We start from the raw sequence: 25,301 nt of genomic DNA, 5'->3' as shown, positions 1-25,301 counted from the left end.
CCGCGCAATCCGGACCCGCCCGTACCGGCGGCCGCCGCCCGGTCAGCCCTCCGACGCGTGCCTGCCCGGAGTCACGATCTCGTCCAGCACCCGCAGCACCGCCTCGTAGGACATCCGCCGCACGGTCGCGTCCCGGGCCCCCTGCGGGTCGGTCGCGTCCAGCTCCTCGCTCCTGGCCCGCCACGTCCGCTCCTCCTGCACCGCGCACTCCCTCGCACGCTGGATGCGCCGCAGCAGCTCGTCCGAATCCACCACATCCGTCATGCAGACCGCGTACCCGCCGAACGCGCGGAGATGGCACCGGCATCCGGCCGTTCGAGGTGTTTTCCGATCCTGCAGGCGGACCGGAGGTTTGCAGGTGCGGGGAGAGGTGAGCCGAACAAGGAGACCGCGGCGTTCACGCGGTGCGCGCCCCGAACGCCGCGAGCGCGTTGCGAGCAGTGGGTCCGAGAACCCCGGGCCGCCCCAGCGGGCGGCCACGGCACCCGGTCCGGACCCGGTTTTCCGTCCGTGCTGACAGGGAGCTGCAGAATGTGCGAGGAGCACATGATCGAATTCGTAGGCGAGCCGCTCGGTGCTCACCGGACCCGGCCGTGCAAACCCGCCGAGGCACGCCGGGCGGTGGAGCGCGCCGTGGCCGAACGCTGCCGGGCCACCCGTACCCCGTGCGACACGGATGCCCTCTCCGACGCACTGCTCGTCGCCTCGGAACTGACTACCAACGCGATACTGCACGGTGGCGGTGTCACCGCCTTCCAGGTGGACGTCGACGACCCCGGCGTCCGCGTGTCGGTCAGCGACCGCAGTGACGCGCTGCCCGTGACCGTGCCCCGCACCGACCCGCACGGACGGCTGCGGCACGGCGGCCACGGCTGGCCCATCGTCTGCCGGCTCGCCCGCGACGTGCGGGTGTCGGACCTGCCCACCGGGGGCAAGTGCATCACCGCCGTCGTACCCCTGTCCTGAACACCCGTGAGCCGGCGTCGGACAGATTGCAGTGCAAAGCGGAGTTTGTTCCCCCGGGGTCAGGGCAGACGCACATTCGTGCTTCGGACCGGAGGCGCCCCAGCGGGAGCGGTATGACCGCCCCGGAGGCCCTCCAGGCGATCCGGGCGGCGCCCTTCCCGCGGTCAGTCCCTGAAACCACCGTTCAGGAGCGAATCCGCATGCTCATCGAAACGCCCACCCATCGTCCCGGCACGCCCGAAACGACGACCCCCGCCTCCCGGCGGCGTCACGACGACGCCCCCGACACCGCCGCCCTCTTCGCCCGGATGGCGGAACTCGAGGAGGGCCCCGAGCGGGAGGCCGTCCGCGACGAACTGGTCACCCTGTGGCTGCCCATGGCCCACCGCATCGCCGGCCGCTTCCGCGACCGCGGAGAGTCGATCGAGGACCTCAGGCAGGTCGCCGCCCTGGGTCTGGTCAAGGCCATCGACCGGTTCGACCCGAGCCGGGGTGCCTTCGAGAGTTACGCCGTCCCGACCATCACCGGCGAGGTCAAGCGGCACTTCCGGGACCGTATGTGGGCCCTGCGGGTGCCCCGCCGTGTGCAGGAACTGCGCAACAAGGTGCGGGTGGCACGCCGCGAACTCACCCAGAACCCGGGCAGCCCCGAGCCCTCCGTGGCGGATCTCGCCCGCCACACCGGCCTCACCGAGGAAGAGGTCAACGCCGGGCTCGAGGCCCTGGACAGCTTCAGCACCCTGTCGCTGGACGCCGAACTCTCGGCCGAGGACGACGGCTACAGCCTCGCGGACACCCTCGGCGCGGCCGACTCGTCCTACGACGTCGTCGTGGACCGGGAGTCCGCCAAGGAAGGGCTGCGCCGCCTGCCGGAACGCGAACGCGCCATCCTCTACATGCGCTTCTTCGAAGACATGACCCAAAGCCGCATCGCCGACCACCTCGGCATCTCACAGATGCACGTCTCCCGCCTCATCAGCCGCAGCTGCGCCCGGGTGCGCGACGAGGTCCTGGGGCAGCGAACGGGCAACCGGGGCACCGGCGGCCCCTCCACGACGGCCTGACCACCCGACATCCCGAGGAGCGAATAGTCACCATGCTGAGGCCCCACCCCGCCGTGCTGCGCCGGCTCGTCGACGAGTACGAAGCCCTGGCCGCCGCCGGAGCCACCGGCGGACCGGCGGAGCAGAACCCCCGGGTACGCGACCTGGCGTACACGCTGTGCGTGTCCACCGGCACCCGGACCGTCGAGCGTGCCCTCGAGGCCGCTCACCAGTGGCTCGCCACCGCACCCGCACCGGAGCGCGAACCCGCCGCGTCGGCGGCGGGGCAGCGCCTTGCGGTCACGGAGCCCGTCTGACCCCCGTGCGCCGCTGAGCGGCGGGGAGGACGAGGCCGAACCAGGGCCCGGCCGACGGCGCGAGCCGCGGCCGGGCCCCTTCGCGCCACTGCACCGACACCTTGAGGAGTTCCATGTCCACCACGGGGCGGGAGGCGACCGCCGACGACGGCGAGCTGGAGCGCCTGCGCGCCGAAGTACGCGACCTGAGGGCCCGCGCCCGTGTGCGCCCGTTGATCTCGCAGGCACAGGGGATCCTGCAGGAGCGGTACGCGCTGCAGGACGCCGAGAGCGCCTTCGCACTGATGCAGCGGGCGTCCCAGCGGTACAACGTCAAGCTGCGCACGCTGGCGGGGATGCTGGTGACCGCGCCGCGTCCCGAGGCGGGGGACGCACCGTGGTTCCCGGCGCGGGTGCGCGGGCCGGAACCCGAGCTGACCTTCACCCGGGCGCACCTGTCCGGGTCCGGCAGCCGCGGTGCCGTCCTGAAGGCCGTGCTGGGCTCCACCCTGACGGTGGTCGGCACCGACATGGGCAACGTGCAGCTGACGGACCGGGCGCGGGGCGGGCTGAACATCGAGGCGCACACCGGCCTCACGGCCGACTTCGTCGACTTCTTCGCCCACGTCGGCGAGGACGGCACGTCCTGCGCGCAGGCCGCCCGGGACGTCGCCCAGGTCACCGTGCGCGATGTGGAGAGCGACCCGGTGTTCACCGAACCGGCCCGGCGGGCCATCCTCGCGGCGGGCAGCCGGGCCTGCCACAGCGTGCCCCTGACGACGGCGTCCGGGCTGTGCGTCGGCATGGTCTCGGCCCACGTGGACCGGCCTCTGAGCGGACTGACGACAGCCCAGACCAAGGCGCTCGACACCGTGGGCGGCGAGGCGGGCCGCTGGCTCGCCTGGCATGACGGGACCGTCGTCCTGGACGCCCTGGAGCACCTGCACGCCCTCGGCCGCATCTGCCGTGGAACACGGCTCCGGCGGTCCTGAACCCCGGCAGGCGGGCCGCGGCTCCGGCCGGCCTGACCCCCACGAGCCGGCCGCTGGAACCGGAATCCGCTGGTCCGGGGGGTGCGCGGGTGTGTGGACGCCGCCCGGGGGGCATCCGGATTGCCGGGAGGTCGACATGAACACGAGTGCGATGGCACAAGGCGGTCGGTTCCGGGCCCGGCGAATGGCGCGGGGTTCGGTGACCGAGGGGGCGGCACGGGCGGGCTTCGCCGCCCGGGGCGTGATCTATCTGCTCGTCGGAGCGCTGGCCCTGCAGATCGCCTTCGGCGACACCGGCCGGCAGGCCGACCGTGGGGGAGCGTTGCAGGAACTGGCGCAGAAGCCGTTCGGCGCGGTGCTGCTGTGGGCGCTGGGCATCGGGCTCGTCGGCATGGCCCTGTGGCGGCTGTCCGAAGCCCTCTTCGGCTCGATCGGCAAGGACGGCCGCAGCGCACGCAAGCGGCTGATGGCGACGGTCCGCTTCGCGTTCTACGTCTTCGTCGCCTACTCGGTGCTGACGTTCGCGGCCAGCCGTCACCAGAGCGGCGGATCCAGCGACCAGCAGTCCCGGGACGCCACGGCCAGGGCCCTGGAGATACCCGGCGGCCAGTGGCTGGTGGGCGCCGCGGGGATCGGCATCGTCGTGGCCGGCGGCTGGATCGCGGTGCGCGCGGTGCTGCGCAAGTACCACGACAAGCTCCGGCTGGGGCAGATGAGCCACCGGACGCGACAGCTGGTGGACGTCACGGGCGTGGCCGGCGGAGCCGCCCGCGGGCTGGTGTTCGCCGTGGCCGGTGTCTTCGCCGTCCGCGCGGCCATCGACTACGAACCCGACAAGGCCAAGGGCCTGGACGACACCCTGCGGACCTTCGCCGACACCCCGCTCGGCCCGTGGCTGCTGGTGTGCGTGGCCGCCGGACTGGTGCTCTTCGGCGCGTTCTCCTTCGCCATGGCCCGGTGGCGGCGCGTCTGAGCCGTGTTCTTCGGGGAACACGATGCCAATGAGCGATTCCGAGATTCCGCATGGCGATGGCCGGCCCGTGGACATGTACCTGGACCTCCTGCGCATCCGGATGGACACCGAGGACTACCGCCTGCTGATGCGCGCGGTGGAACCGGTCCTCGAGGCGATCGAGGAGGAACGCCTGTCCAGCCTCGACTTCGCGCTCGACTCCGGGGCCGACGACGAACTGCCCCAGGAGGTCCGTGACGAGGTGGCCCTCGTCATCGCCACCGCCGTCACCGGCCGCCTGGACAACGAAGTGGTCGAACTCGACGTCGACGACACCGGCCCGGTCCGGATCGTCACGGACGCCACCACCGCGTCCGACCCGGTCCGCCTCGGCGAGATCGCCGACTACATCCGGGACCGGCACAAGCAGACCGAGGAGCTCCGGGGCATCGCCGAGGTCAGCGGACTGCCCACGGACTTCTGACGGGCAGCGGCTTCCAGGCCCCCGGGGGCCGGACGGCCGGACGGGCGGTGGCTTCCAGGCCCCGGGAGCCGGGCGGTCGGTGGCTCCCCGGTCACCGTCCCCCGCGGGCTTCACCCCTTGGGCGCCGCCACCGGCACGTCCAGCGGCCGGGCGAGGCCGACGACCGCCTCGTCCAGCCGCTCCAGATGCCGCAGCACGCGGTCGGTGATACGTCCGTAGCGCGGCGTGCCGGCGTCGGAACCCAGCAGGGAGGCGATGCTCGGCCCGGTCTCGACCTGTGCGCCCGCGTGCTCGTCGGCGACCCGGGCGGCGATGGCCTCGATGTTGCGCACGGTGCGCCCGGCGGCCCCGCGCAGTCGCGGGTCCGCCGCGATCGAGGGGTGCGTGGGCAGCAGCTCGGCGGTCGCCGCCAGCGTCCGCGCGTGGTACGCGCACGTCTCCAGCAGCGCCACCACGTACCGGGCCGTGTTCCGCCGCGTCCGCAGCGGTGTGACGGGGTGGATCAGCGGCTGCGTGGCGGCCCGCAGATCCGCCAGCGCCTGGTCCAGGTCGCGCGCCCGGTCCAGCAGCTCGTCCGCGGGCCCGCCGCTGAGCTGACCGACCGCAGCCTCGGTGACCTCGGCCAGCCGTTCCAGCACGGTCCCCAGCAGCTCGTTCGTACGGCGGTCCGTCTGCACCGGAAGGACCAGCGCCGCCGCGACCACTCCGCAGGCCGCGCCGAGCGCGGTCTCCCCGATGCGCAGCAGGAGCACGTCGAGGCTGTACGTGTGCAGCAGGGTGTACAGCAGCCCGAGCATCGCGGTGACGAAGAACGACATCAGCGTGTACGACAGCGGCGCCGAGTAGAACATCGCGAAGATCAGCACCAGGACCAGGGCGAACGCCGTCCAGGTGTGCTTGCCGACCAGCCCCGCCAGAACGATTCCGGCCACCACGCCGAACACCGTGCCCAGCAGCCGCCGGTAGCCCTTGACCAGGATCTCGCCCGTCGACGCGGTGTTGAGGAAAACGATCCAGCACGTCAGCACGGCCCAGTACCAGCGCTGCGTGGACAGCAGCTCGCCCCCGACGATGGCCAGTGAGGAGCCCACGGCGACCTGCACGGCCGCACGCGTGGTGGGCCGCCGCAGACCGGTCTGCTCCTCCTGCGCCGCGCCCTCGCCGCCGCCGTCGATCGCGGCGTCTTCGGCGTCCAGTTCCTCGCGGGAGCGGGCCGTCGCGGGGGTGTCGTCCGACTCGTCCTGGGGGCCGTCCAGGGCGATCCGCAGTCCCAGCACGGAACGGGCGGACTCGCCGATGCCGCGGAAGACGTCCTGGACGGCGGCCGACGCGGGCGGCAGGTTCTCCTCGTCCCGGTAGCCGAGGAGCCGGTTGCGCACATGGGCCAGGCCGGTGCCCGTGTCGCCGCTGCCGGCCTTCAGCACCAGGGCGTGCAGCGCCCGCAGATCGCGGCGCAGCGTGGCACCCGCCTCGTCGGGCATCCGCGGCCCGGCGAGCGACGGGGCGGGCGCGCCCGGCAGGTGCAGGGTCAGCGTGTCGGCCCGTTCGGCGGTACGGGCCGTCAGCAGCAGCAGGCCGAGCCGCTCCGCGGCGATCTCGGCGTCCGCGACCCTGCGCTGCACCAGCCGCGCCGCCGACTCGTCCGGAGTGCCCTCCTCCAGCCGTCCCTGGATCATCATCGCCGTCTCGTGGAGCCGGGCGGTCCCCTCGCGCACGGCCTCCAGCGCCTTGTCCATCTCGTCCGCCGGGGCGTCGAGGAGTTCCGCTTGCGCGGACACCAGCTGGGCCAGCCGGGCCCGGAAGGCCAGACGCAGCCGCAGCAGCACACCCGCGGGCGTCGCGGGCACGACCGCGAAGCGCATCAGGGCGCTGGAGCAGAACGCCAGCACCATGGCACCGCACAGCTCCGGCAGGGTGCCGACGGTGGCGCCGACGAACAGGGACAGGAAGTAGATCTGGAAACCGATCAGCCCGAGGGCCGTGCCCCGGTCGCCGAACCGGCGGCCGTAGACCGCGCAGAAGATCAGGACGACGAAGAACGCGTCACCGACGACGAGCCGCGAGTTGAGGACCGCGCCCAGGGACACCGAGGCCAGGGCGACCGGCAGTCCCAGCGCGAGCGTCACCGCCTGCGCGCCGAGCTGCTTCTCCCGGATGGCGAACGTGGCGACCATCGCCGCCATGGCCCCCGCCACCAGCAGGTGGACATCGGCCCCCAGCAGGGAGAGCACGGCCAGCGTGAGGACGATCGCGCCCACCGTCCGCAACCCGGCCGTCAGACGCAGCAGTCCGGGGTCGGACGCCGCGATCCGGTCCCGCAGCCGTGCCCGCACCGCGCGTCCCGCTGCCCTCACGCCGCCGCACTCTCTTCCGACTCACACCAAGATCCGTATCTCAGCATGACATGCGCCGGCCGGACGCTCCCGTCCGGCCCGTTCCTACTCCGGCCCGCCGGGCCCCCCGGCCTGCGCCCGCACCTGCTCCGGCGTCAGATAGGCGTCGGTGTACTCGAAGTCCTTCAGCCGCGCGGCCTTGCGGGCCTGGAACCCCGTCCGTACGAAGTCGTCACCGGCGACAGCGTTGAGCAGCCAGTTCGTCATCACCCGCGTCTTGGCCACATTGGTGCGCAGCGCCGACCAGTGGTAGCCGCGGGCCACGGCCTGGGCGGGCAGGCCGCGCAGCTCGATGCCCAGCGGCTTGGAGACCGCGTCGGTGCCGCCGAGGTCGACGACGAGCCCGAGGTCCTTGTGGACGTACGGCTTCATCGTCTGGCCGCGCAGCGACGCGATGACGTTGTCGGCGACGTGCCTGCCCTGGCGCAGGGCGTGCTGTGCGGTGGGCGGGCACATGGCCCCGTCGCCCTTGGCCAGATCGGGCACCGCGGCCGAGTCGCCGAGGGCGAACACCCCGTCCTCGCCCGGCAGGTTCATCTCGGCGGCGACGGCGAGCCGCCCCTTGACCGTCTCCGCGCCGAGCGTGGCGATCAGCGGGCTGGCGACGACACCGGCCGTCCAGATGAGCGTGCGGGTCGGGATGACCCTCCCGTCGGTGAACGTGACCTCCTCGGGGCCGGCCTTGGCGATGGAGGTGCCCAGCGAGATCTCGATGCCCCGCCGGCGCAGGATCTCCTGCGCACTGCTGCCGAGCTTGTCACCCAGCTCCGGCATCAGCTTCGGCGCGATGTCGATCAGGTGCCACTTGATCAGACTCGGGTCCAGCCGCGGGTAGCGCTTGACCGCGGCATGCGTCAGCCGCTGCAGGCACGCCGCGGTCTCGGTGCCCGCGTATCCGCCGCCGACCACCACGAACTGCAACCGCGAGGCGCGCTCCACGGGGTCCTGGCTCGCGTCGGCCAGGTCCAGCTGCGAGATGACGTGGTCCCGGATGTAAGCCGCCTCGGCGAGCGTCTTCATCCCGAACGCGTGGTCCGTCAGCCCCGGGATGTCGAAGGTCCGGGTGATGCTGCCGGGCGCCAGCACGATGTAGTCGTACGGCTCGTTGACGATCTCGTCGGTGATGGTGCGGATCACGCAGACCTTGGACTTCAGGTCCACGCCGATGGCGCCGCCCGGAATGATCCGCGTGCGGTACTTCTTGCTGCGCCGCAGGGAGACGGCGATCGACTGCGGCGTCAGCACGCCGGAGGCGACCTGGGGGAGCAGCGGCAGGTAGAGCTGGTAGGCGAACGGCGTCACCAGAGTGACGTCGGCCTCGTCCGGGGAGAGTTTCCGTTCCAGACGGCGGACGCACTCCACGCCGGCGAAGCCTGCGCCAACCACCAGGATCCTGGGTCGTGTCACGGTGTTCATCCCTTTCTGCGGCTCCAGGCGGTCTGCCTCGAACGCCTTCCGACTGCCCCTGGATCGCTGGTTCGCACCCTTTCGATCCCACCGTGTGCCCGGCCGGCGCGCCAGCCGGACGCGGCAGGCAGACGAACGCGTCGATCACCACCATGCCCGCACCCTGGCCGAAAAGCACCGGGCGGGAGTGAAGAACGCGTGCACACCGGGCCGGCCGGACCCGCCGTCAGGACTCCACGCGGCCTTGGAAATGACACAGCAACAGACAGACGTCGTCGTCCCGCTCCGAATCGCTGAGCAGTGGATGCAGCAGCCGGTCCGCCGACCCCTCCAGGTCCGCGTCCAGCTCAGCCGACCGGAACCCGCCGAGCGCCGTGGCCAGCCGCCCGATGCCCGGGTCTATGCCCTGCGCACGCCGCTCCACCAGCCCGTCCGTGTACAGCGCGAGGGTCGAGCCGGGTTCCAGCTCCTCCGTGTGGTCGGCGATCTCCTGGGTGAGCGGGATACCGAGCATCGCACCCGGTTTGGCGTCGAGGGTGCGCACGGTGCCGTCGGGCAGGCGCAGCACCGGCGGCGGATGCCCCGCGGCGGCCCAGGTCAGCGTGGGCTCGTCCGGGTGGAACCGGGCGATGACGGCGGTGGCGTACAGGTCCGGCTGGAGATGGTGCAGGAACCGGTGCAGTCGCGTCAGCAGCCGGCCCGGGCTGTCGCCGTCGACGGCGTACGCCCGCAGCGCGGTGCGCAGCTGGCTCATCATGACCGCGGCGTGCAGCCCGTGACCGGTCACGTCGCCGATGACGGTGATGAGACCGCCGTCCCGCTGGGGGAACGCGTCGTACCAGTCACCGCCGATGTTCAGCCCGTGCGTGGCCGGAAGGTACCGTGCCGCCAGGCTGAGGCCGGGCGTGGTCGGCAGATCCGTCAGCAGGGCGCGCTGGAGCGTCTCGGCGATGTCCCGGTTGTGCTCGAAGCGCCGGGCGTTGTCGATCGCGATGCTGGCCCGGCGGGTGAGCTCGATCAGCATCACCGCGTCGTCCGGGTCCCAGCGCTCCCCGGGCGGTGACAGCGTCAGCACCCCCAGCGGGGCCCGGCGCGTCGGCAGCGGCACGCACAGCAGCGGCCGCCCCGGGTCCAGGGCCGACGGCGGCTGGTCCTCGACGCCGGGCAGGTTGCCCGGATGGTCGGCGGCGTACTGGGGCCGCCCGGTCCGGGCCGCGACCACGGCGGCTGCGGGATGCGCCGGCCGGTGCTCCTCCTCCTCGTGGTCGAACAGCCAGACGTCGACGCTGCGCGCGTACTCCGGCACCAGCAGGTCCGGCAGCCGGCGCACGATCTCCTCGTGGTTCAGCGACGCCGTCAGCACGGCGCTCGCGTCCGCGAGGAACGTCAGCCTGCGCCGGGCGCTCTCCGCCTCGTTGCGGGCACTGCGCTCGGCGGCGAAGGCCTCCCGCTGGGCCCGGCCGGCCGCGTCCAGCTCGGCGTGCAGTGCCAGGACGCCCTGGTTGGTCTGGTGCAGCTCCTCGCGGTGGAAGAGGACCAGATCCTCCTGCTCGGAGAGTTTGTCCAGCACGACGGCCGTGTCCTCGTCGGCGCCGAGCAGCGCCTCCGACAGGGCGGCCGGGTCGTCGGCGACGGTGCCGTCCTCGGTGGCCTCGGCCGACTCCGGGCAGGGGACCGTGACCTCCCAGAGCGGCTCTCCGGCGGCGCACGCCTCCGGCGAGGGGGTCACCGTGACGTGCAGCAGCCCCTCCTCCACGGGGGAGCCGGCCAGGTCCATGGTGAGCCGCCAGGTCCCGCCCTTGGTGAGGCACTGCCGCAGGTGGGCGCTGAGGCCGGAGGCGAGCCGGGTCCGTTCGACGGTGGGCACTCCGTACGCGGCGGCCAGGCGCGCGAGCGAGATGCGGGCCCGGGCCGCGTCGGTGACGGTGGTGATCTGCCAAGTGCGCATCATGGGCGTTCCGGCGGGTTCGAGGTCAGCACGGCCACGGCGGTGTCGTCCCGCACCGGTCGGGCGGGACTGCTGGCGTCACGTATCGCCACGGCGGCCGTCACAGCCGGGTCGGCCGCGTGCAGACCGGGGTCGGACGGCGGCGTCCAGCGGCTGGGCAGTCCGTCGGTGTGCAGGATCAGTACCGGGTCGCCCACCCAGGCGGCCTCCTCCTCCTGGAGGGTGCCGGGCCGGTGGACCCCGACGATGCCGGGCCGCGACAGCAGAGGGCGCCAGGTGCCGTCGGTGCGCAGCCGCGCCCCGACGTTGCCGATGCCGGCGAACCGCAGCCGCCCGGCCGTCAGGTCGAGCTGGGCCAGGGCGACGGCCGCGCCCCGAGTGCCCCGCAGCGCTTCGTGCAGCCGCCGCAGCGACGCGGCGGGGGAGAGGTCGGCCCAGCGGTACAGGGCCGTGACCGCGGCCGACGAGGCGCGGGCGGCCTCCGGCCCGTGCCCGAGCCCGTCCGCCAGCATCAACGTCACCCGGTCCCCGGCCCGGACCCACGCCCAGGCGTCCCCCGAGTACTCGGCTCCGCCGTAGGGGATGTTCACCCCACCGGCCCGCACCCCGGACACGGTCGAGGAAAGGTGCCGCGCGGTGGCTGCGGAGGCCGGGAGACCGTGGACCGACGTCCCTCGGCGATCCCACGGGCTGCTCGGGCCGCCGGCCGCGACCCCGGCGTCCGCGGCCGGGTGCCCCGGTTCCGCCGCACGCGCCCGATCGCCCGCCGGTGCCCCGGCGTCTGCGGGCCCGTGGGACGGTGCCGTCCGGTGGGCGGCCTCGTGCTCCGGTGCGACGGTGGCCGGGAGACCGTGGCCGGGCGCTCCGCAGAGCCCCCGATCGGTCCCCTGCGTACCGCCGCCCGGTTGCGCGGGACCGCCCGGAGCCCCCGGCGGAGTTCCGGCGGAGCCCGCCGTACCGCCCGAAGCCGCCGCGTGGCCCGTCAGACCGCCGCATGCCACCGTGCCGAACGGCGGTGCGCCGCCCGGCCACTGTCCACCGGCGGTGACACGGCCTGCGGGCCCGGCCGGCCCCTCGATGCCGCGCGGCGTCGAGCTCACCCGGGCCACCGCGACCGTGCCGCGGCCCGGGACGCTGTGCAGAGCGAAGTCGTCGCAGAGGCGCTGACACGTGCCGAGGCCCGCGCCCAGGGAACGGGAGGTGGAAAAGCCGTCGCGCAGCGCCGCGGGCACGTCCGGGATGCCCGGGCCGTGGTCGACCGCGGCGATCTGCACCACCCGTGCGTCGGCCCGGTCCTCCCGCAGCACCGGCGCCGCGACGACGTCGATGAGCACCTGACCGCCCCCGGCGTGCTTCAGCAGGTTGGTGGCGAGCTCGGTCGCGACCAGCGCGGCCGCCGCGGTACGCCGCTCGTCCAGCCCGGCCAGCGCGGCGGCGCCTTCCGCCGCGACCCGCGCGTCGCGCACCCGGGTCGAGTCGCGCACCGGCACGTCCCACACGCGTGGCATCAGACCTCCTCGCGCGGACGCGGCGGCCGGCCCACCCAGCACGTCACCCGCACCGTGGTGCCCGAGCCCGGCGTGGTGTCGATGTCGAAGTCGTGCACCAGGCGCCGCGCACCGCTCAGCCCCATCCCCAGACCACCGCCGGAGGTGTAGCCGTCGCTCAGTGCCAGATCGAGGTCGGCGATGCCCGGCCCCTCGTCCGTGAAGGCCAGTCGCAGCCCCCGCGCACCGGCACTGCCGACCTGCGTCGCCTCCATCTGTCCGCCACCGCCGTGCACCAGGGTGTTGCGGGCCAGCTCGCTGGCCGCGGTGACGAGCTTGGTCTGGTCCACCAGTCCGAAGCCGAGCCGGGCAGCGGCCTGCCGTACGTGCTGTCGCACCCACACCAGGTCCATGTCCGACCGGATGGGCAGGCAGGCCTCCACGCCCGAGGCGGTGTGCATCACGGACTCTCCTGACGCGGGCTGCCGGAAGGGGCCGCCGGGGTCCGCTGCGTGAGGAGCTCCATGCCCGCCTCGGTGCTGAGCGCGGTGCTCAGCCCCGGGAGCGTCAGACCCAGTTCGACCAGCGTGATGGCGACCGCCGGGCGCATGCCGGCCACCACGGTGCGCGCGGCCAGCAGCTTGGCCTGCGCGGCGATCTCGGCCAGCACCCGGCCGAGGAAGGAGTCGACGATCTCCACACCGGAGATGTCGATGAGGACCCCGTGCACCCCGGTACGGGAGATGGTCTCGGCGAGGTCCTGCTGGAGCTGCTGCGCCGTGCTGTCGTGCAGGTCGCCCTGGAGCGTGACCAGCAGGACGTCGCCGAGCCGGAGCACCGGCACATGGCCGGTCACGGGTCGGGGATGAGCGTCGTTCACCGCTGACCCGCACCCGGGGTGACGATGTCCGCGCCGAGCTGGTGCAGCGCGTACCCCAGCGCGTCGGCGAGGCTCGCGCGGGTGATCACGTCCAGGTCCAGACCCAGATGCACGATGGTCTGGGCGATGGCGGGGCGGATGCCGGAGACGATGCACTCGGCGCCCATGAGGCGGGCCGCGGCGACCGTCTTCATCAGGTGCTGCGCCACCAGCGAGTCGACCGTCGGGACGCCGGTGATGTCGAGGATCGCGAACCGCGCGTGCTGCTCGACGACGGCGTTCAGCAGCGTCTCCATCACGATCTGGCTGCGGGCGCTGTCGAGGGTGCCGATGAGCGGCACGGCCACGATGCCGTCCCACAGCCGGATGACAGGCGTGGCCACCTCCATCAGCTGCAGCCGCTGCCGGTCGCTGAGGGCCTGCCACTCGCTGAGCGCCGTCTGCATGGCCACCAGTCGCAGGGTCCCCATCAGCACGGTCAGTGCGGTCGAACACGCCCGCAGGTGCTCGGGGGTCGCCTGCGTCAGATCGGCGGCCAGCAGATTGTCCACGGGCGGGCGCAGGGCGGCCAGCTCGCTGGAGACCTGAGTGTTGCTCAGGCCGGCACGGGAACGAGCGGCGCCCATCCGGCCCAGCTGCTCGCGCACGGTGCTGAACCCCGCGGCGTCGGGATCCTCCACCTGCTCCGAGTCGGCCACTTGGGCCAGCGCGTCCACGACGACCTTGCCCGCTTCCACCGCCTCGTCGCGCGAGACGGTGAACACGGTGCGGAACAGGGGCTCGTCCGCCCATCGCTGGGCGATCTGCTCACGCCGGCGGTGCAGGAAGTCCCTGACCTCGTGGGTGGGCGTCGCGAGCTGTCCGTCCGCTTCGTGCTCCGGCACCTGGTTCTCTCCTCATCCGCGTTGCGTCGACCGAGCCCGCTTCTGGCAACGAGACGGCGATGTGACACTTGCCGGGCGACAACTCTAACCATGCGCCGACCTCGTACGACACCAGCTCCGGCGCAAGCGATCCGGTCCGGGACGACGGCGGTCGGCGCCGCGTCCGTCGGTGTGCGGAGGGTGAGCCGGCGTTCGGGCAGGGCGGAACGGGGGACCGCGCCGCCGGGCATCTCCGGCGCCGGGTCCGAACGGACGCTGTGACGGTCAGACGCTCTGTTCCCCCGGCTCCTCGGGGTGCTCCGGCCCCTGGTCGACTCGGGTCAGGGCCTCGTCGACACTCTCCGATATCGGCACGGTGATGCTGACGCCGGTCAGATCGAGGATGCGCCTCACGGCCGGCGTCGGACTGATGACGTGCACGCTGCCCTCGGTCTTACGGGTCTCCTGGTACACCCGCAGAATGATGTTCATCCCGGACGAGTCCATGAAGGGCACGGACGAGAGGTCGAGCAGGAAGTGCCGTCGGCCGTGGTGGAGTTGGTTGGCCAGATGGGCCTGGAACTCGGTCGCGGTGTCGACGTCCAGGTAGCCGTCGACCGTGATCAGGGCCACGTCCTCCCGGGGCAGCTCGACTTCCACGGACAGCGGGTTCTGGGCGAGGGGCACGGATACCTCCAACAAGTGCTACGGCCTGGGCTGGTCACCTCTGGGGATGACCGCGGTGCGAGGGGGTCCCGGTCGTTCTCCGGACTCGAATGCCGTTTCTCATGCGCCTCCCTTCGCTGACGGGCTTCGGATGTCACCGCGCCCCCGCGATTACCCCGGAAACCACCCTCCATGCCCCCTCGTTTCGAACTTCTCCGGGGACCGGCCGCCGGAAGTGCCGTGCGGTAGCAGGTGTGTGCGCCGAATGCGCTTGCGGCAGCAGGGTAATTGCTGCTGTGGAACGGGGCGGGCGCGGGCGTCCGCCGGAGGAATCGCGATCAGTACATCGCCAGGGAGGATGGGACAGCGTGGCCATCGACAGCATCTGGTCGTACGCGCCGGACAGCGGTCACAGCGAAGGGCAGGACCTGACCGGTTTCGCGGTCGCCGCGACCGACGGCACGATCGGGCACGTGGACCGGGAGGCCGCCCCGCACGACATGCGGCACTTGGTCGTCGACACCGGCGTCTGGGTGTTCGGCCGTAGCGTCCTGGTTCCGGCCGGAGTCGTCACCGGCATCGACACGCAGGGGAGGAAGGTCACACTGGCCTGCAGCAGGGCGGATGCCAAGGAGGCTCCCCGCTTCCAGACCGACAGCGAGACCAGGGACCGGGAGTACCTCCGGGCCGTGGGCGACTACTACGACCGGCTGCCGCCTCGCGAGACGGCCACGGTCTGAGCCGGGCACGGGCGCGCGACGCGCCCGTGCCGCTCCCGGCTCACCAGGGCATGAACACGTGGACGTCCTTGCCCCGGTCGTCGGCCACCACGCTGACCTGGTCGCACAGTGTGTGGATCAGATGCCAGCCGATGCCCCCGCCACCGCTGCGCGGATCGAAGGGGCGAGGGGCCGGCTCGGCGGTGCTGGTGTCGCGCAGCACCACGTGCACCCCGTCGAAGGTCCGGCGCATCCGCAGCGCGAACGGACCCGGGGCGTACTGGACCGCGTTGGCGGCCAGTTCCGTCACCACCAGCAGGATGTCGTCCCAGTACTCGGGGGCAGAGGGCGGGGAGGAGCGTGCCAGATCACGCAGGAACTCCTCCGCGGCCAAGCGCGCACCGGTCACGTCATGCGGCTCGCCGACGAAGCTGTTCGTGCGGCTCGGGATCTCCTCGGAGGTCAGGGCGTCGTCCCCACGCGGCTCGGTTGACATATCGCCTTTCCGGCCCGGGCGTCAGCTAGGGCTGTCGTCAGGGCTGTCGTCCTTTCTCTTGCGTCGCCACTGTTGCGTGTTCCCGAGGGGACGTGGCCTACGCGTCCGGCCGCACGCTCAGCGGAACACATTGTCGGAATCCTCCCAGTTCGACGGTTCGTCCTGAGCGCTCGGCCGCCCGGGACGCCTACGGGACTGGTACATCGCGTCGATCTCGGAAGCGTAGTGCCGCACGATCTCGTCCCGGCGCAGCTTCATCGACGGCGTCAGCAGACCGTTGGTCACGTCGAACGCCTCCGGCAGGACCCGGAACACCCGGATCGACTCCGAGGGCGACACGACGCTGTTGGCCGCGGCCACGGCCCGCGCGACCTCCTCGCGCAGCGCGTTCTCCTCCCGCGCCTCCCGCATCTCGCCCTGCAGCGCCAGCCCGGCCCGCCAGTGGGCGAGGAAGTCCGGATCCAGCGTGATCAGGGCTCCGACACAAGGCCGGTTGTCCCCCACGACCACCGCCTGGTGGATGAGCGGATGCATCCGCAGCCGCTGCTCCAGGGCCAGCGGGGCGACGCTCTTGCCGCTGCTGGTGATGATGATGTCCTTCTTGCGGCCGGTGATCGTCAGGTAGCCCTCCGAGTCCAGCCGTCCGAGGTCCCCGGTGGCGAGCCACCCGCCGCGCAGGGCGGCCCGGGTGGCGGCCTGGTCGCCCACGTACCCCTGGAACACCGACGCTCCGCGCACGAGGATCTCCCCGTCCTCGGCGACCTGGATCTCCGTCCCCGGCAGCGCCTGACCCACCGTCCCGGACTTCTCCCGGCCCAGCGGCTGCATCGTCACCCCGCCGGCGGTCTCCGTCAGGCCGTAGCCGTCGTGCACGTAGATGCCGATGCCCTCGTAGAACAGGGAGAGGTCACGGCTGAGAGGGGAGCCGCCGGACGTCGCCCGCTGCACCCGCCCGCCCAGAGCGGCCCGCAGCCTGCGGTACACCGTGCGTTCGTACAGGGCGTGCTGGAGCCGCAGGTCGAAGCCGGGCCCGCGGCCGCGGCCCAGCCGCTGGCGCTCCAGGGCCGCGGCGAAGTCCCGGGCGGTGTCGGCGGCCCGCTCGAACAGTGCGCCGTGACCCGCCTGCTGCGCCGTGCGCAGGAAGTTCTTGTAGATCTTCTCCAGGACCGAGGGGACCGCGTAGAGGTACGTGGGCCGGAACGAGCGCAGTGCCGACGCCAGTGCCTCCCCGCCCAGATCGGCCTGGTGGCCCATCAGCAGCCCGCCACGCATGCACAGCCCCTGGATCATCAGCCCGTAGACGTGGGAGAAGGGCAGGAACGCGAGCACGGAGCCCTGCTCCCCGCGCGGCGCCGCCGTGTGCCCCCAGCCCGCGAGCAGGGTGTCGCAGGGGGCGGCCAGGTTGCGGTGGCTGAGCGCGCAGCCCATGGCATGGCCGGACGTGCCCGAGGTGTAGGCGACGACCGCCGTGGAGTCCGGCAGTACGATGCGGCGCATCGAGTCGACCGTGGCGATCGGGACGAGTTCCCCCTGCACGGCCAGCTCCGCGAGGGCGCCGGCGTCCAGCTGCCAGACATGGCGCAGCAACGGCAGCTTGGCGCACACCGAGCCGACGGTCATGACGCCCTGCTCGTCCTCGACGACCACGGCCACGCACCCGGCGTCCCGCAGGATCCACTCCACCTGGTCGCGCGAGGCCGTCGGGTAGACCGGGACGACCTCGGCGCCCACGGCCCACAGCGCGTAGCACAGGATCGTCCACTCGAACCGGGTGCGGGCCATGATCGCCACCCGGTGGCCCGGCGCGATCCCCGAGGCGATCAGCCCCTTGGCCACGTCCACCACCTCGTCACGCAGCTCGATCGCCGTCACCTCCTCCCAGGCCGAGGAGGCCGGGTCGGCCCGCCGCGCGAGCAGCGGCCTGGTCGGTTCGCGGTCCGCCGTCTCGAAGACGCTGTCGGCGAGCCCGCCGGTCAGGGGCGCCACGGCCGGGGGAGCGAGGGCGAGGTCGCGCATGCACTGCTCCTGACATGTACGGGGTGTGACATTGCCGACGGGTACCGTCATCGGCGGTGCTCGAATGTAGTCGAGTCGAGACCCTTCGGGGTCGGAAAATACGGAAGTCGACACCCTGGTGATCTCGCCGTGATCGGGGGACCCGGACGGCATGACTCACATCAGTCCCGATCCCGAACCCGAACGCACCCCCGGTCTGGAACCCGGCGGCGGCGTACCGCCGGGCGAGACCCCGCCCGCCGAGAGCAGCATGCCCGAAACGCTGCCCCGGGAGACCCACAACCCGACCAAGGGCTGGTCCAAGGGCCCGATGACCGTGATCATCGTCCTCGTGGTGCTGATCGCGGCGTTCTTCCTGGCCTACGCCCTCGTCCTGATCCTCTGAACCCCGATCCGAAAACGACGGGGCGCCTCACGCCTGTGTACGGCGGACGCACTCGGTGACGACGTCCCGCAGGCTCCCCGTGCGCTCCATCAGGGCGCGCTGCACCTGAGCGCCGTTGCCCTCCCGCAGCAGCTCATCGCAGGCGGCGCGGGCCCGTTCCAGGTCCCCGGTGCCGTCGAGGGCCTCCTCGACATGCTCCAGCAGGGCACGTACGACTGCCTCGGCCGGCATGCGCCGCATGGTCGCGGGATGCAGCAGCTCGCCCGAGAGCCCGGACCGGGCGGCCTGCCAGTCGGCCAGCCGCAACAGGCTCACGCCGTGGCCGAGCGGCTCGCGGCCGGCCCGCCACTCGCGCGCGGCCGTCTCGACCAGCCCGCGGACGAGCGTGGCGACCAGCACGGCCGTGCCGGACTGCAGGCACACGTCCGCGACGCGCAGCTCCACCGTCGGATACTGCCGGGACAGCCGCGCGTCGAAGTAGATCATCCCCTCGTCGAGGAGGGCGCCGGTGGCCACCATGTCCGCGATGAGCCGGTGGTACCGCTCGGCCGAGCCGAAGATCTCGGTCGGTCCCGCCGACGGCCAGCGCAGCCACACCCGGCTGCGGTAGCTGCTGTACCCCGTGTCCTTGCCCTGCCAGAACGGCGAGTTCGCGCTGAGCGCCCGCAGCACCGGCAGCCACGGACGCAGCCGGTCGACGACCGCGACGCCCTCGTCGTCCGACTCGACCGACACGTGCACGTGGCAGCCCATGACGAGCTGCTCCTGGGTGGCGATGCCATACTGGTCCGCCATCCACCGGTAGCGCCGGTTGACGCTGACGGCGGGGCTGACCGGCAGCGGTGAGGTGGCGAGCGCCGCCACCGTGCAGCCGATCTCCCCCGCGTGGCGGGCGGCCTCCTTGCGGCAGCGGACGATCTCCTCGCGCAGGCTCTCCATGGACGACTGCGGATGGGTGGCGAACTCCAGCATCTGCTCGTGGAGTTCCTTCTCGAAGACGTCCTGGTCCGCGTCGTCCTTCTCGGCCCGGGCGAGCACCGCTGCGGACAGCGCCCGCGGTTCCCCGGTCTCCGGATCGACCAGGAGGAGTTCCTCCTCCACTCCCACGGTGCGCACCTGATGCCCGCCCTTCTGTGCCCTTGCCGCGTCGTACCACCGGGTGCTCCCGGTGGTACGACCCCCAGTGCCCCTCTAGGCGGGCAGGACACCTGGTGAGGCCGCGGGACTTCACACGGCGGACGGCCTCAGCCACACGGTGGCGAGCGGAGGCAGTGTGATCCGGACACATCCGTCCTCCGGCTTGGCCGGGTCCGGGTTGGTGACGCCGCTGCCGCCGTAGCGCGTGTCGTCGGTGTTGAGTCGTTCCTCCCAGGCGACGGCGTCACCCGGCACCCACAGGCCGTAGTCCTGCCGGACGACGGGGGAGAAGTTCGACACCACCAGCAGCGGATTCCCCGCGGCGTCGTGCCGGAGGAACGCGAAGACGTTGTCGTCGGCCGAGTCCACCGCGACCCACCGGAAGCCCTCCGGACGGGTGTCGCACTGCCACAGCGCAGGCGTCGCCCGGTACGCGGCGTTCAGGTCACGGACCAGGTCGAGCACGCCCCGGTGGTCGCCGGCCGAGTGGTACCCGTCGTCGAGGAGCCACCACTCCGGGCCGTGCTCCACCGACCACTCGGCTCCCTGCGCGAACTCCTGCCCCATGAAGAGCAGCTGCTTGCCGGGATGGCCCCACATGAAGCCGAGGTAGGCGCGGTGGGTGGCGCGCCGCTGCCACCAGTCCCCGGGCATCTTCGACACCAGGGCCTGCTTGCCGTGCACGACCTCGTCGTGGGAGATGGGCAGGACGTAGTTCTCGCTGTACGCGTACACCATCGAGAACGTCATCTCGTGGTGGTGGTACTTGCGGTGCACCGGCTCGTGGGCGATGTACTCCAGCGAGTCGTGCATCCACCCCATGTTCCACTTCAGGCCGAAACCCAGCCCGCCGGTGTCGGTGGGCCGGGTCACCCCGCCCCAGGCGGTGGACTCCTCGGCGATGGTCACCACCCCGGGGGAGCGCCGGTACACGGTCGCGTTCATCTCCTGGAGGAACCGCATGGCCGCCAGGTCCTCCCGGCCGCCGTAGGCGTTGGGCTCCCACTGGCCGTCCTCGCGCGAGTAGTCCAGGTACAGCATCGAGGCGACGGCATCCACGCGCAGGCCGTCGATGTGGAACTCCTCGCACCAGTACACGGCGTTCGCGACCAGGAAGTTGCGCACCTCGGTGCGGCCGAAGTCGAACTCGTAGGTGCCCCAGTCGGGGTGCTCCGCGCGCCGGTCGTCGCCGGGCTCGTACAGCGGCTCGCCGTCGAACCGGGCCAGTGCCCAGTCGTCCTTCGGGAAGTGCGCCGGCACCCAGTCCATGATCACACCGATACCGGCCCGGTGGCAGGCGTCGACGAAGAAACGGAAGTCGTCCGGCGTGCCCAGCCGGGCCGTCGGCGCGTAGAACCCGGTGACCTGGTAGCCCCAGGACCCGTGGAAGGGGTGCTCGGCGACCGGCATCAGCTCCACGTGCGTGAAGCCCAGGTCCTTGACGTACGCCGGGAGCTCCTCGGCGAGCTGCCGGTAGGTCAGCCCCGGCCGCCACGACGCCAGGTGCACCTCGTACACCGAGAACGGCGCCTCCTGCACGGGCGTGTCGGCGCGGTGCGCCATCCACGCGGCGTCGCCCCACTCGTAATGGGAGGCCGTCACGATCGACGCCGTGTTGGGCGGCTCCTCGCAGCGCCGGGCCATCGGGTCGGCCTTGAGGAAGCGGTGCCCGTAGCGGGAGTGGATCTCGAACTTGTATGCGGTGCCCTCGCCGACACCCGGCAGGAACAGCTCCCACACGCCCGAGGCGCCCAGGGACCGCATCGGGAACTGTGTGCCGTCCCAGTGGGTGAAGTCCGTGGCGACCCGCACGCCCTGCGCGTTCGGCGCCCACACCGTGAACCGGGTGCCGGTCACGCCCTCGTGGGTCATGGGCTGCGCGCCGAGCGCCTGCCACAGCTGCTCGTGCCGGCCCTCGCGGATCAGGTGCAGGTCGAGCTCGCCCAGCGCGGGCAGGAAGCGGTACGGGTCGTGGGTCTCCTGCTCGCCCTCCTCGTACGCCACGTGCAGCGTGTACGCGGGGATCGCCTCCAGCGGCAGCACGCCCGTGAACAGGCCGTCGCCCTCCGAGACGAGGGCCGTGCGCCTGCCGCCGATCACCACGCTCACCGCGCGGGCGAAGGGGCGCAGCGCCCGGAACACGACCCCGCCGGGTACGGGGTGGGCGCCCAGCAGCGCGTGCGGATCGTGGTGGGCGCCCGCCAGCAGGCGCCCGCGGTCCTCGGGGCTCAGGGCGGGCGCTGTCGTGCCCGGGACCGGGCCGGACGGCTCCGGGATTGAGGTGTCTCGCAGGGCCACGGCTCAGTCTCCTCTCACGGCGAGGCGCTCGATCGCCGCCATCGGTACGGGCAGCCAGTCGGGGCGGTGCCGTGCCTCGTACAGCACCTCGTACACGGCCCGGTCCGTCTCATAGGCGCGGAGCAGGCCGTGCTTCTTGCGGGGGTCCCAGCCGGCGCGGGCGGCGTAGCCCGCGCAGTAGGCCTCGCGGCAGCGGCGGGCCCACTCCGGGCGCCAGGGGCGGCGCTGCCGGGCGGCGTAGTCGAAGGAGCGCAGCATCCCCGCGATGTCCCGCAGGGGGGAGTGGGCGCTGCGCCGTTCGGAGAGCGGCCGGGACGGTTCGCCCTCGAAGTCGATGACGAACCACTCGCGCCCGGCCCGCAGCACCTGACCGAGGTGCAGGTCACCGTGGATGCGCTGGGCGGGTGGCCCCGGGTCGCAGTTGGTGAGGGCGGCGAACGCGGTCCGCAGGCCGGGCACGAACGGCTGCAACGCGGGCACGCAGTGCGTCGCTGCGTCCAGCCGCTCGGCCATCGCCGCCGCCGTCTGCCCGTTCTCCCCGGGCCCGCCGACGGGGAACGCCGACGCCAGCGCGAGGTGCACCTCCGCGGTGGCAGCGCCCAGCGCGCGGGCCTGGACCGTGAAGTCGTCCCCGGCGGCCAGCGCGTTCAGCCCCAGCGTCCAGCCGTCGGAGGCGTCCCGCAGATACGGCTGGAGCACGCCGAGGGTGGCCTTGAAGGGGTGGTTCGTCTGGAACCAGGCCACGGGCGCGGGCACACGGTGACAGCCCTGGCGGGCCAGCGCGCCCGGCACCTCCAGGTCCGGGTTGACGCCCGGCTGGATGCGCCGGAAGACCTTCAGGATGTACTCGTCGCCGTACACCAGCGAGGAGTTGGACTGCTCGGCGTCCAGCAGCCGCGGCACCAGCCCGGCGGGCACCCGCTGGTCCGGATCGCACTCGAAGCGCAGGGGGCCGGCGGTGCCCGGATGGCGCAGCCGGTCCAGCAGGAGCTGGGCCGAGCGGGGGTCGTGCAGCGCGTCGTAGACCGTCAGACCGGCCAGCGGCCCGTCCTCCACCCGCCCGATGAGGGCCCGTCCCGGGCGCGGCGACGGCTGCTCCCGCACGCCGAGCAGGAGCTGGTAGCAGTCGCCGGCCGGGGGAGTCCCGCCGGGCGAGGGCACCCCCGCGTGGCCGGCGTGACCGGCGTAGACCAGCAGATGCAGACAGCCCGGGAAGAGTTCGGTCATGGACAGCAGACCGAGCTCGGTGACGGGCCGGTCCTTGCCCGCGAACCAGCGCTGCCGGGGCAGCCAGTCGCGCAGCAGCCCGCCGAGCGACTCCATGGGCTCGGCCAGGCGCGGGAGATCCGGGCGCAGGGATGCGGTCTTCGGCATGGTCACGCCTCCTTGTCTCGGCGCAGGCTCACAGTCGCCGGCCGATGCGGGATGCGACTCGAGTGAGCCGGAACCAGTAGAAGCCGTGGCCCCCGAGGGTCAGCAGGTACGGCAGCTCGCCGATGGCGGGGAAGCGGACCCCGCCGAACAGCTCCACCGGGTGCCGCCCCGCGAATGCACGCAGGTCGAGTTCGGTGGGCTGTGCGAACCGCGCGAAGTTGTTGACGCACAGCACCAGGTCGTCCTCGTACTCCCGCAGGAACGCCAGCACCGCGGGGTTGGAGGAGGGTAGTTCGGTGTACGAGCCGAGTCCGAAGGCCGGGTTCTGCTTGCGGATCTCGATCATGCGGCGGGTCCAGTGCAGCAGCGACGACGGCGACGACATGGACGCCTCGACGTTGGTCACCTGGTGGCCGTAGACCGGATCCATGATCGCCGGCAGGAAGAGGCGGCCGGGGTCGGAGGTGGAGAAGCCGGCGTTGCGGTCGGGCGTCCACTGCATGGGCGTGCGCACCGCGTCGCGGTCGCCGAGCCAGATGTTGTCACCCATGCCGATCTCGTCGCCGTAGTACAGGATCGGCGAACCGGGCAGGGCCAGCAGCAGCGCGGTGAACAGTTCGATGGTGTGCCGGTCGTTGTCGAGCAGCGGGGCGAGCCTGCGGCGGATGCCGATGTTGGCGCGCATGCGGGGGTCCTTGGCGTACTCGGCCCACATGTAGTCGCGCTCTTCGTCGGTGACCATCTCGAGCGTGAGCTCGTCGTGGTTGCGCAGGAACATCCCCCACTGGCAGCCCGAGGGGATGGCCGGGGTCTTGGCGAGGATTTCCGACACGGGGTAGCGCGATTCCCGGCGTACGGCCATGAAGATGCGCGGCATGACCGGGAAGTGGAACGCCATGTGGCACTCGTCGCCGCCGGCGGCGTAGTCGCCGAAGTAGTCGACGACGTCCTCGGGCCACTGGTTGGCCTCCGCCAGCAGCACGGTGTCCGGGTACTGGGCGTCGATCTCCTTGCGCACCCGCTTCAGGAAGTCGTGCGTCTCGGGGAGGTTCTCGCAGTTGGTGTCCTCGGCCGCGTAGAGATAGGGCACCGCGTCCAGCCGGAAGCCGTCGATGCCCAGGTCCAGCCAGAACTTCAGCGCGGCCAGGATCTCCTCCTGGACGCGTGGGTTCTCGTAGTTGAGGTCGGGCTGGTGGGAGAAGAAGCGGTGGAAGAAGTACTGGCCGCGCACCGGGTCGAAGGTCCAGTTCGAGGTCTCGGTGTCGACGAAGATGATCCGGGCGTCCGGGTAGCCCTTGTCGTCGTCGGCCCACACGTAGTAGTCGCCGTAGGGCCCGTCGGGGTCCTTGCGCGACTCCTGGAACCACGGGTGCTGGTCGCTGGTGTGGTTCATGACGAAGTCGATGATCACGCGCATGCCGCGTTGGTGGGCGGCGTCGACGAACTCCACGAAGTCGGCCAGGTCGCCGAACTCCGGCAGGACGGCCGTGTAGTCCGCGACGTCGTAGCCGCCGTCGCGCAGCGGCGACTTGAAGAACGGCGGCAGCCACAGGCAGTCGACGCCCAGCCACTGGAGGTAGTCCAGCTTGGAGGTGAGGCCCTTCAGGTCGCCGACACCGTCCCCGTCGCTGTCCTGGAAGGAGCGGACGAGCACCTCGTAGAAGACGGCTCGCTTGAACCACTCCGGGTCACGGTCCCTCGCGGGAGTGTCCTCGAAGGTGTCCAGCACGGGCTCGTTCACGGTCATGACGTTCCTGCCCCTCCGTTCGCGTGCGCGGCGGGCGGGGACTGGACGTGAAAGACGTGCGCGGGAGCCCGCCCCGGCTCCAACCGCACGTAGTTGTTCCTGCTCCAGTGGTAGGTCTCCCCGGTGAGCTCGTCGCGCACCGGTACCGACTCGTGCCAGTCCAGGCCGAGTTGCGGCATGTCCAGGGAGACCGTGGCCTCCTGGGTGCGGTGCGGGTCGAGGTTGGCGACCACCAGGACCACGTCGGATCCGCTGCGCTTGCTGTACGCGAGGAGCGCGTCGTTGTCGGTGTGGTGGAAGCGGAGGTTCCTGAGGTGGTGCAGCGCGGGATGCTCGCGCCGGATGGTGTTGAGCCGGGTCAGCAGCGGGACGATGGTGCGGCCCTCGCGTTCGGCGTTGTCCCAGTCGCGGTGCCTGAGCTGGTACTTCTCCGAGTCCAGATACTCCTCGCCGCCCTCCTTCAGCGGGGTGTTCTCGCACAGCTCGTAGCCGGAGTAGATGCCCCAGGCGGGCGAGAGCGTCGCCGCGAGCACGGCCCGGACCTCGAAGGCGGGCCGGCCGCCGTGCTGGAGGTAGGCGTGCAGGATGTCGGGGGTGTTGGGGAAGAAGTTGGGCCGCATGTAGGAGGCGGCCTCACCCGACAGCTCCGTCAGGTACTCGGTGAGCTCCTCTTTGGTGTTGCGCCACGTGAAGTACGTGTAGGACTGCTGGAAGCCGATCTGCGCCAGCGTGTGCATCATCGCCGGCCGCGT

Annotated in this window: 23 protein-coding genes and 2 pseudogenes; 8 read left to right on the top strand and 17 right to left on the bottom strand. The window is 72.1% G+C overall.

Features of this window, described 5'->3' with window-relative positions:
• Positions 1–42 precede the first annotated feature (42 nt).
• Complete coding sequence (locus ACIQU3_RS03435; protein WP_403728198.1) at positions 43–264, bottom strand: hypothetical protein; 222 nt, start codon at positions 262–264, stop codon at positions 43–45.
• Between the two features lie 267 nt (positions 265–531).
• Between ACIQU3_RS03435 and ACIQU3_RS03430 the strand changes: the two genes are divergently transcribed.
• From ACIQU3_RS03430 to ACIQU3_RS03405, 6 genes are all read left to right on the top strand, one after another.
• Complete coding sequence (locus ACIQU3_RS03430; protein ID WP_403923235.1) at positions 532–966, top strand: ATP-binding protein; 435 nt, start codon at positions 532–534, stop codon at positions 964–966.
• 200 nt (positions 967–1,166) lie between these two features.
• Positions 1,167–2,030 (top strand): SigB/SigF/SigG family RNA polymerase sigma factor, encoded by an 864-nt coding sequence (locus ACIQU3_RS03425; protein WP_403923233.1) that lies wholly within the window; start codon positions 1,167–1,169, stop codon positions 2,028–2,030.
• Positions 2,031–2,062: 32 nt separating this feature from the next.
• Entirely contained in the window at positions 2,063–2,326 is a 264-nt protein-coding gene (locus ACIQU3_RS03420; RefSeq protein WP_403728204.1) for a DUF5133 domain-containing protein, read from the top strand.
• Between the two features lie 113 nt (positions 2,327–2,439).
• Entirely contained in the window at positions 2,440–3,297 is an 858-nt protein-coding gene (locus ACIQU3_RS03415; RefSeq protein WP_403728206.1) for an ANTAR domain-containing protein, read from the top strand.
• A 136-nt stretch (positions 3,298–3,433) separates the two neighbouring features.
• Complete coding sequence (locus ACIQU3_RS03410) at positions 3,434–4,270, top strand: DUF1206 domain-containing protein (protein ID WP_403728209.1); 837 nt, start codon at positions 3,434–3,436, stop codon at positions 4,268–4,270.
• Between the two features lie 28 nt (positions 4,271–4,298).
• Positions 4,299–4,733, top strand: coding sequence for a hypothetical protein (locus ACIQU3_RS03405; RefSeq protein ID WP_403923231.1), 435 nt, complete (start codon positions 4,299–4,301; stop codon positions 4,731–4,733).
• Between the two features lie 110 nt (positions 4,734–4,843).
• Here the strand turns inward: ACIQU3_RS03405 and ACIQU3_RS03400 are convergent, their stop codons facing one another.
• The 9 genes and pseudogenes from ACIQU3_RS03400 to ACIQU3_RS03360 all read right to left on the bottom strand — a co-directional run bounded on the left by ACIQU3_RS03400 (position 4,844) and on the right by ACIQU3_RS03360 (position 14,398).
• Positions 4,844–7,087 carry an FUSC family protein gene (locus ACIQU3_RS03400; protein WP_403728212.1) on the bottom strand — a complete coding sequence of 748 codons (2,244 nt, stop codon included), beginning with the start codon at positions 7,085–7,087 and terminating at the stop codon, positions 4,844–4,846.
• 84 nt (positions 7,088–7,171) lie between these two features.
• A complete protein-coding gene (locus ACIQU3_RS03395) occupies positions 7,172–8,542 on the bottom strand; it encodes an NAD(P)/FAD-dependent oxidoreductase (protein ID WP_403728215.1) in 1,371 nt (456 codons plus the stop codon).
• A gap of 217 nt (positions 8,543–8,759) precedes the next feature.
• Positions 8,760–10,484, bottom strand: a complete 1,725-nt coding sequence (locus ACIQU3_RS03390; RefSeq protein WP_403728217.1) for a PP2C family protein-serine/threonine phosphatase — start codon at positions 10,482–10,484, stop codon at positions 8,760–8,762.
• Positions 10,481–11,158 (bottom strand): annotated as a pseudogene (locus ACIQU3_RS03385) (SpoIIE family protein phosphatase); the annotation flags it as partial. The gene ACIQU3_RS03390 and the pseudogene ACIQU3_RS03385, both read right to left, overlap by 4 nt.
• 447 nt (positions 11,159–11,605) lie before the next feature.
• Positions 11,606–11,989: pseudogene (locus tag ACIQU3_RS03380) on the bottom strand (anti-sigma regulatory factor); the annotation flags it as partial.
• Complete coding sequence (locus ACIQU3_RS03375; RefSeq protein WP_403728220.1) at positions 11,989–12,429, bottom strand: anti-sigma regulatory factor; 441 nt, start codon at positions 12,427–12,429, stop codon at positions 11,989–11,991. The gene ACIQU3_RS03375 and the pseudogene ACIQU3_RS03380, both read right to left, overlap by 1 nt.
• Positions 12,429–12,848, bottom strand: a complete 420-nt coding sequence (locus tag ACIQU3_RS03370; RefSeq protein WP_403728223.1) for an STAS domain-containing protein — start codon at positions 12,846–12,848, stop codon at positions 12,429–12,431. The genes ACIQU3_RS03375 and ACIQU3_RS03370 overlap by 1 nt, the downstream gene beginning before the upstream one ends.
• The gene (locus ACIQU3_RS03365; protein ID WP_403728225.1) at positions 12,845–13,732 is read right to left on the bottom strand and encodes an STAS domain-containing protein; all 888 of its coding nucleotides are present in this window, start codon (positions 13,730–13,732) and stop codon (positions 12,845–12,847) included. The genes ACIQU3_RS03370 and ACIQU3_RS03365 overlap by 4 nt, the downstream gene beginning before the upstream one ends.
• Before the next feature lie 264 nt (positions 13,733–13,996).
• Positions 13,997–14,398, bottom strand: a complete 402-nt coding sequence (locus tag ACIQU3_RS03360) for an STAS domain-containing protein (RefSeq protein WP_403728228.1) — start codon at positions 14,396–14,398, stop codon at positions 13,997–13,999.
• Positions 14,399–14,745: 347 nt separating this feature from the next.
• Between ACIQU3_RS03360 and ACIQU3_RS03355 the strand changes: the two genes are divergently transcribed.
• Positions 14,746–15,117, top strand: coding sequence for a PRC-barrel domain containing protein (locus tag ACIQU3_RS03355; RefSeq protein ID WP_403728231.1), 372 nt, complete (start codon positions 14,746–14,748; stop codon positions 15,115–15,117).
• Positions 15,118–15,157: 40 nt separating this feature from the next.
• Here ACIQU3_RS03355 and ACIQU3_RS03350 read toward each other — a convergent pair whose 3' ends face one another.
• Positions 15,158–15,592, bottom strand: coding sequence for an ATP-binding protein (locus ACIQU3_RS03350; protein ID WP_403728235.1), 435 nt, complete (start codon positions 15,590–15,592; stop codon positions 15,158–15,160).
• A 117-nt stretch (positions 15,593–15,709) separates the two neighbouring features.
• Positions 15,710–17,608, bottom strand: coding sequence for an AMP-dependent synthetase/ligase (locus ACIQU3_RS03345; RefSeq protein ID WP_403923229.1), 1,899 nt, complete (start codon positions 17,606–17,608; stop codon positions 15,710–15,712).
• 151 nt (positions 17,609–17,759) lie between these two features.
• Between ACIQU3_RS03345 and ACIQU3_RS03340 the strand changes: the two genes are divergently transcribed.
• Positions 17,760–17,993, top strand: a complete 234-nt coding sequence (locus ACIQU3_RS03340; RefSeq protein WP_104786230.1) for a DUF6480 family protein — start codon at positions 17,760–17,762, stop codon at positions 17,991–17,993.
• Positions 17,994–18,020: 27 nt separating this feature from the next.
• Here ACIQU3_RS03340 and ACIQU3_RS03335 read toward each other — a convergent pair whose 3' ends face one another.
• The 5 genes from ACIQU3_RS03335 to ACIQU3_RS03315 all read right to left on the bottom strand — a co-directional run.
• Positions 18,021–19,109 carry a glutamate--cysteine ligase gene (locus ACIQU3_RS03335; RefSeq protein ID WP_403728240.1) on the bottom strand — a complete coding sequence of 363 codons (1,089 nt, stop codon included), beginning with the start codon at positions 19,107–19,109 and terminating at the stop codon, positions 18,021–18,023.
• Between the two features lie 111 nt (positions 19,110–19,220).
• Positions 19,221–21,428 carry a 1,4-alpha-glucan branching protein GlgB gene (gene glgB / locus ACIQU3_RS03330; RefSeq protein ID WP_403728242.1) on the bottom strand — a complete coding sequence of 736 codons (2,208 nt, stop codon included), beginning with the start codon at positions 21,426–21,428 and terminating at the stop codon, positions 19,221–19,223.
• A gap of 3 nt (positions 21,429–21,431) precedes the next feature.
• Positions 21,432–22,802, bottom strand: a complete 1,371-nt coding sequence (locus ACIQU3_RS03325; protein ID WP_403728244.1) for a maltokinase — start codon at positions 22,800–22,802, stop codon at positions 21,432–21,434.
• Between the two features lie 28 nt (positions 22,803–22,830).
• Positions 22,831–24,549, bottom strand: coding sequence for a maltose alpha-D-glucosyltransferase (gene treS / locus ACIQU3_RS03320; protein WP_403923227.1), 1,719 nt, complete (start codon positions 24,547–24,549; stop codon positions 22,831–22,833).
• Positions 24,546–25,301: DUF3459 domain-containing protein (locus ACIQU3_RS03315; RefSeq protein WP_403728248.1), on the bottom strand; the 756-nt coding region annotated here is incomplete at its 5' end. The genes ACIQU3_RS03315 and treS, both read right to left, overlap by 4 nt.

It is taken from the genome of Streptomyces sp. NPDC101110 (genome assembly GCF_044759525.1).
Taxonomy (GTDB): Bacteria; Actinomycetota; Actinomycetes; order Streptomycetales; family Streptomycetaceae; genus Streptomyces.
Note: the sequence above shows the minus strand (reverse complement) of the source record. Positions and strands in the feature narration are given on the sequence as shown.

What these genes read in the sequence shown, in the direction of transcription:
- ACIQU3_RS03435 (WP_403728198.1), bottom strand. Translation starts at nt 264, where the DNA reads ATGACGGATGTGGTGGATTCGGACGAGCTGCTGCGGCGCATCCAGCGT.
- ACIQU3_RS03430 (WP_403923235.1), top strand. Translation starts at nt 532, where the DNA reads ATGTGCGAGGAGCACATGATCGAATTCGTAGGCGAGCCGCTCGGTGCT.
- ACIQU3_RS03425 (WP_403923233.1), top strand. Translation starts at nt 1,167, where the DNA reads ATGCTCATCGAAACGCCCACCCATCGTCCCGGCACGCCCGAAACGACG.
- ACIQU3_RS03420 (WP_403728204.1), top strand. Translation starts at nt 2,063, where the DNA reads ATGCTGAGGCCCCACCCCGCCGTGCTGCGCCGGCTCGTCGACGAGTAC.
- ACIQU3_RS03415 (WP_403728206.1), top strand. Translation starts at nt 2,440, where the DNA reads ATGTCCACCACGGGGCGGGAGGCGACCGCCGACGACGGCGAGCTGGAG.
- ACIQU3_RS03410 (WP_403728209.1), top strand. Translation starts at nt 3,434, where the DNA reads ATGAACACGAGTGCGATGGCACAAGGCGGTCGGTTCCGGGCCCGGCGA.
- ACIQU3_RS03405 (WP_403923231.1), top strand. Translation starts at nt 4,299, where the DNA reads ATGAGCGATTCCGAGATTCCGCATGGCGATGGCCGGCCCGTGGACATG.
- ACIQU3_RS03395 (WP_403728215.1), bottom strand. Translation starts at nt 8,542, where the DNA reads ATGAACACCGTGACACGACCCAGGATCCTGGTGGTTGGCGCAGGCTTC.
- ACIQU3_RS03390 (WP_403728217.1), bottom strand. Translation starts at nt 10,484, where the DNA reads ATGATGCGCACTTGGCAGATCACCACCGTCACCGACGCGGCCCGGGCC.
- ACIQU3_RS03375 (WP_403728220.1), bottom strand. Translation starts at nt 12,429, where the DNA reads ATGCACACCGCCTCGGGCGTGGAGGCCTGCCTGCCCATCCGGTCGGAC.
- ACIQU3_RS03350 (WP_403728235.1), bottom strand. Translation starts at nt 15,592, where the DNA reads ATGTCAACCGAGCCGCGTGGGGACGACGCCCTGACCTCCGAGGAGATC.
- ACIQU3_RS03345 (WP_403923229.1), bottom strand. Translation starts at nt 17,608, where the DNA reads ATGCGCGACCTCGCCCTCGCTCCCCCGGCCGTGGCGCCCCTGACCGGC.
- ACIQU3_RS03340 (WP_104786230.1), top strand. Translation starts at nt 17,760, where the DNA reads ATGACTCACATCAGTCCCGATCCCGAACCCGAACGCACCCCCGGTCTG.
- ACIQU3_RS03325 (WP_403728244.1), bottom strand. Translation starts at nt 22,802, where the DNA reads ATGCCGAAGACCGCATCCCTGCGCCCGGATCTCCCGCGCCTGGCCGAG.
- treS (WP_403923227.1), bottom strand. Translation starts at nt 24,549, where the DNA reads ATGACCGTGAACGAGCCCGTGCTGGACACCTTCGAGGACACTCCCGCG.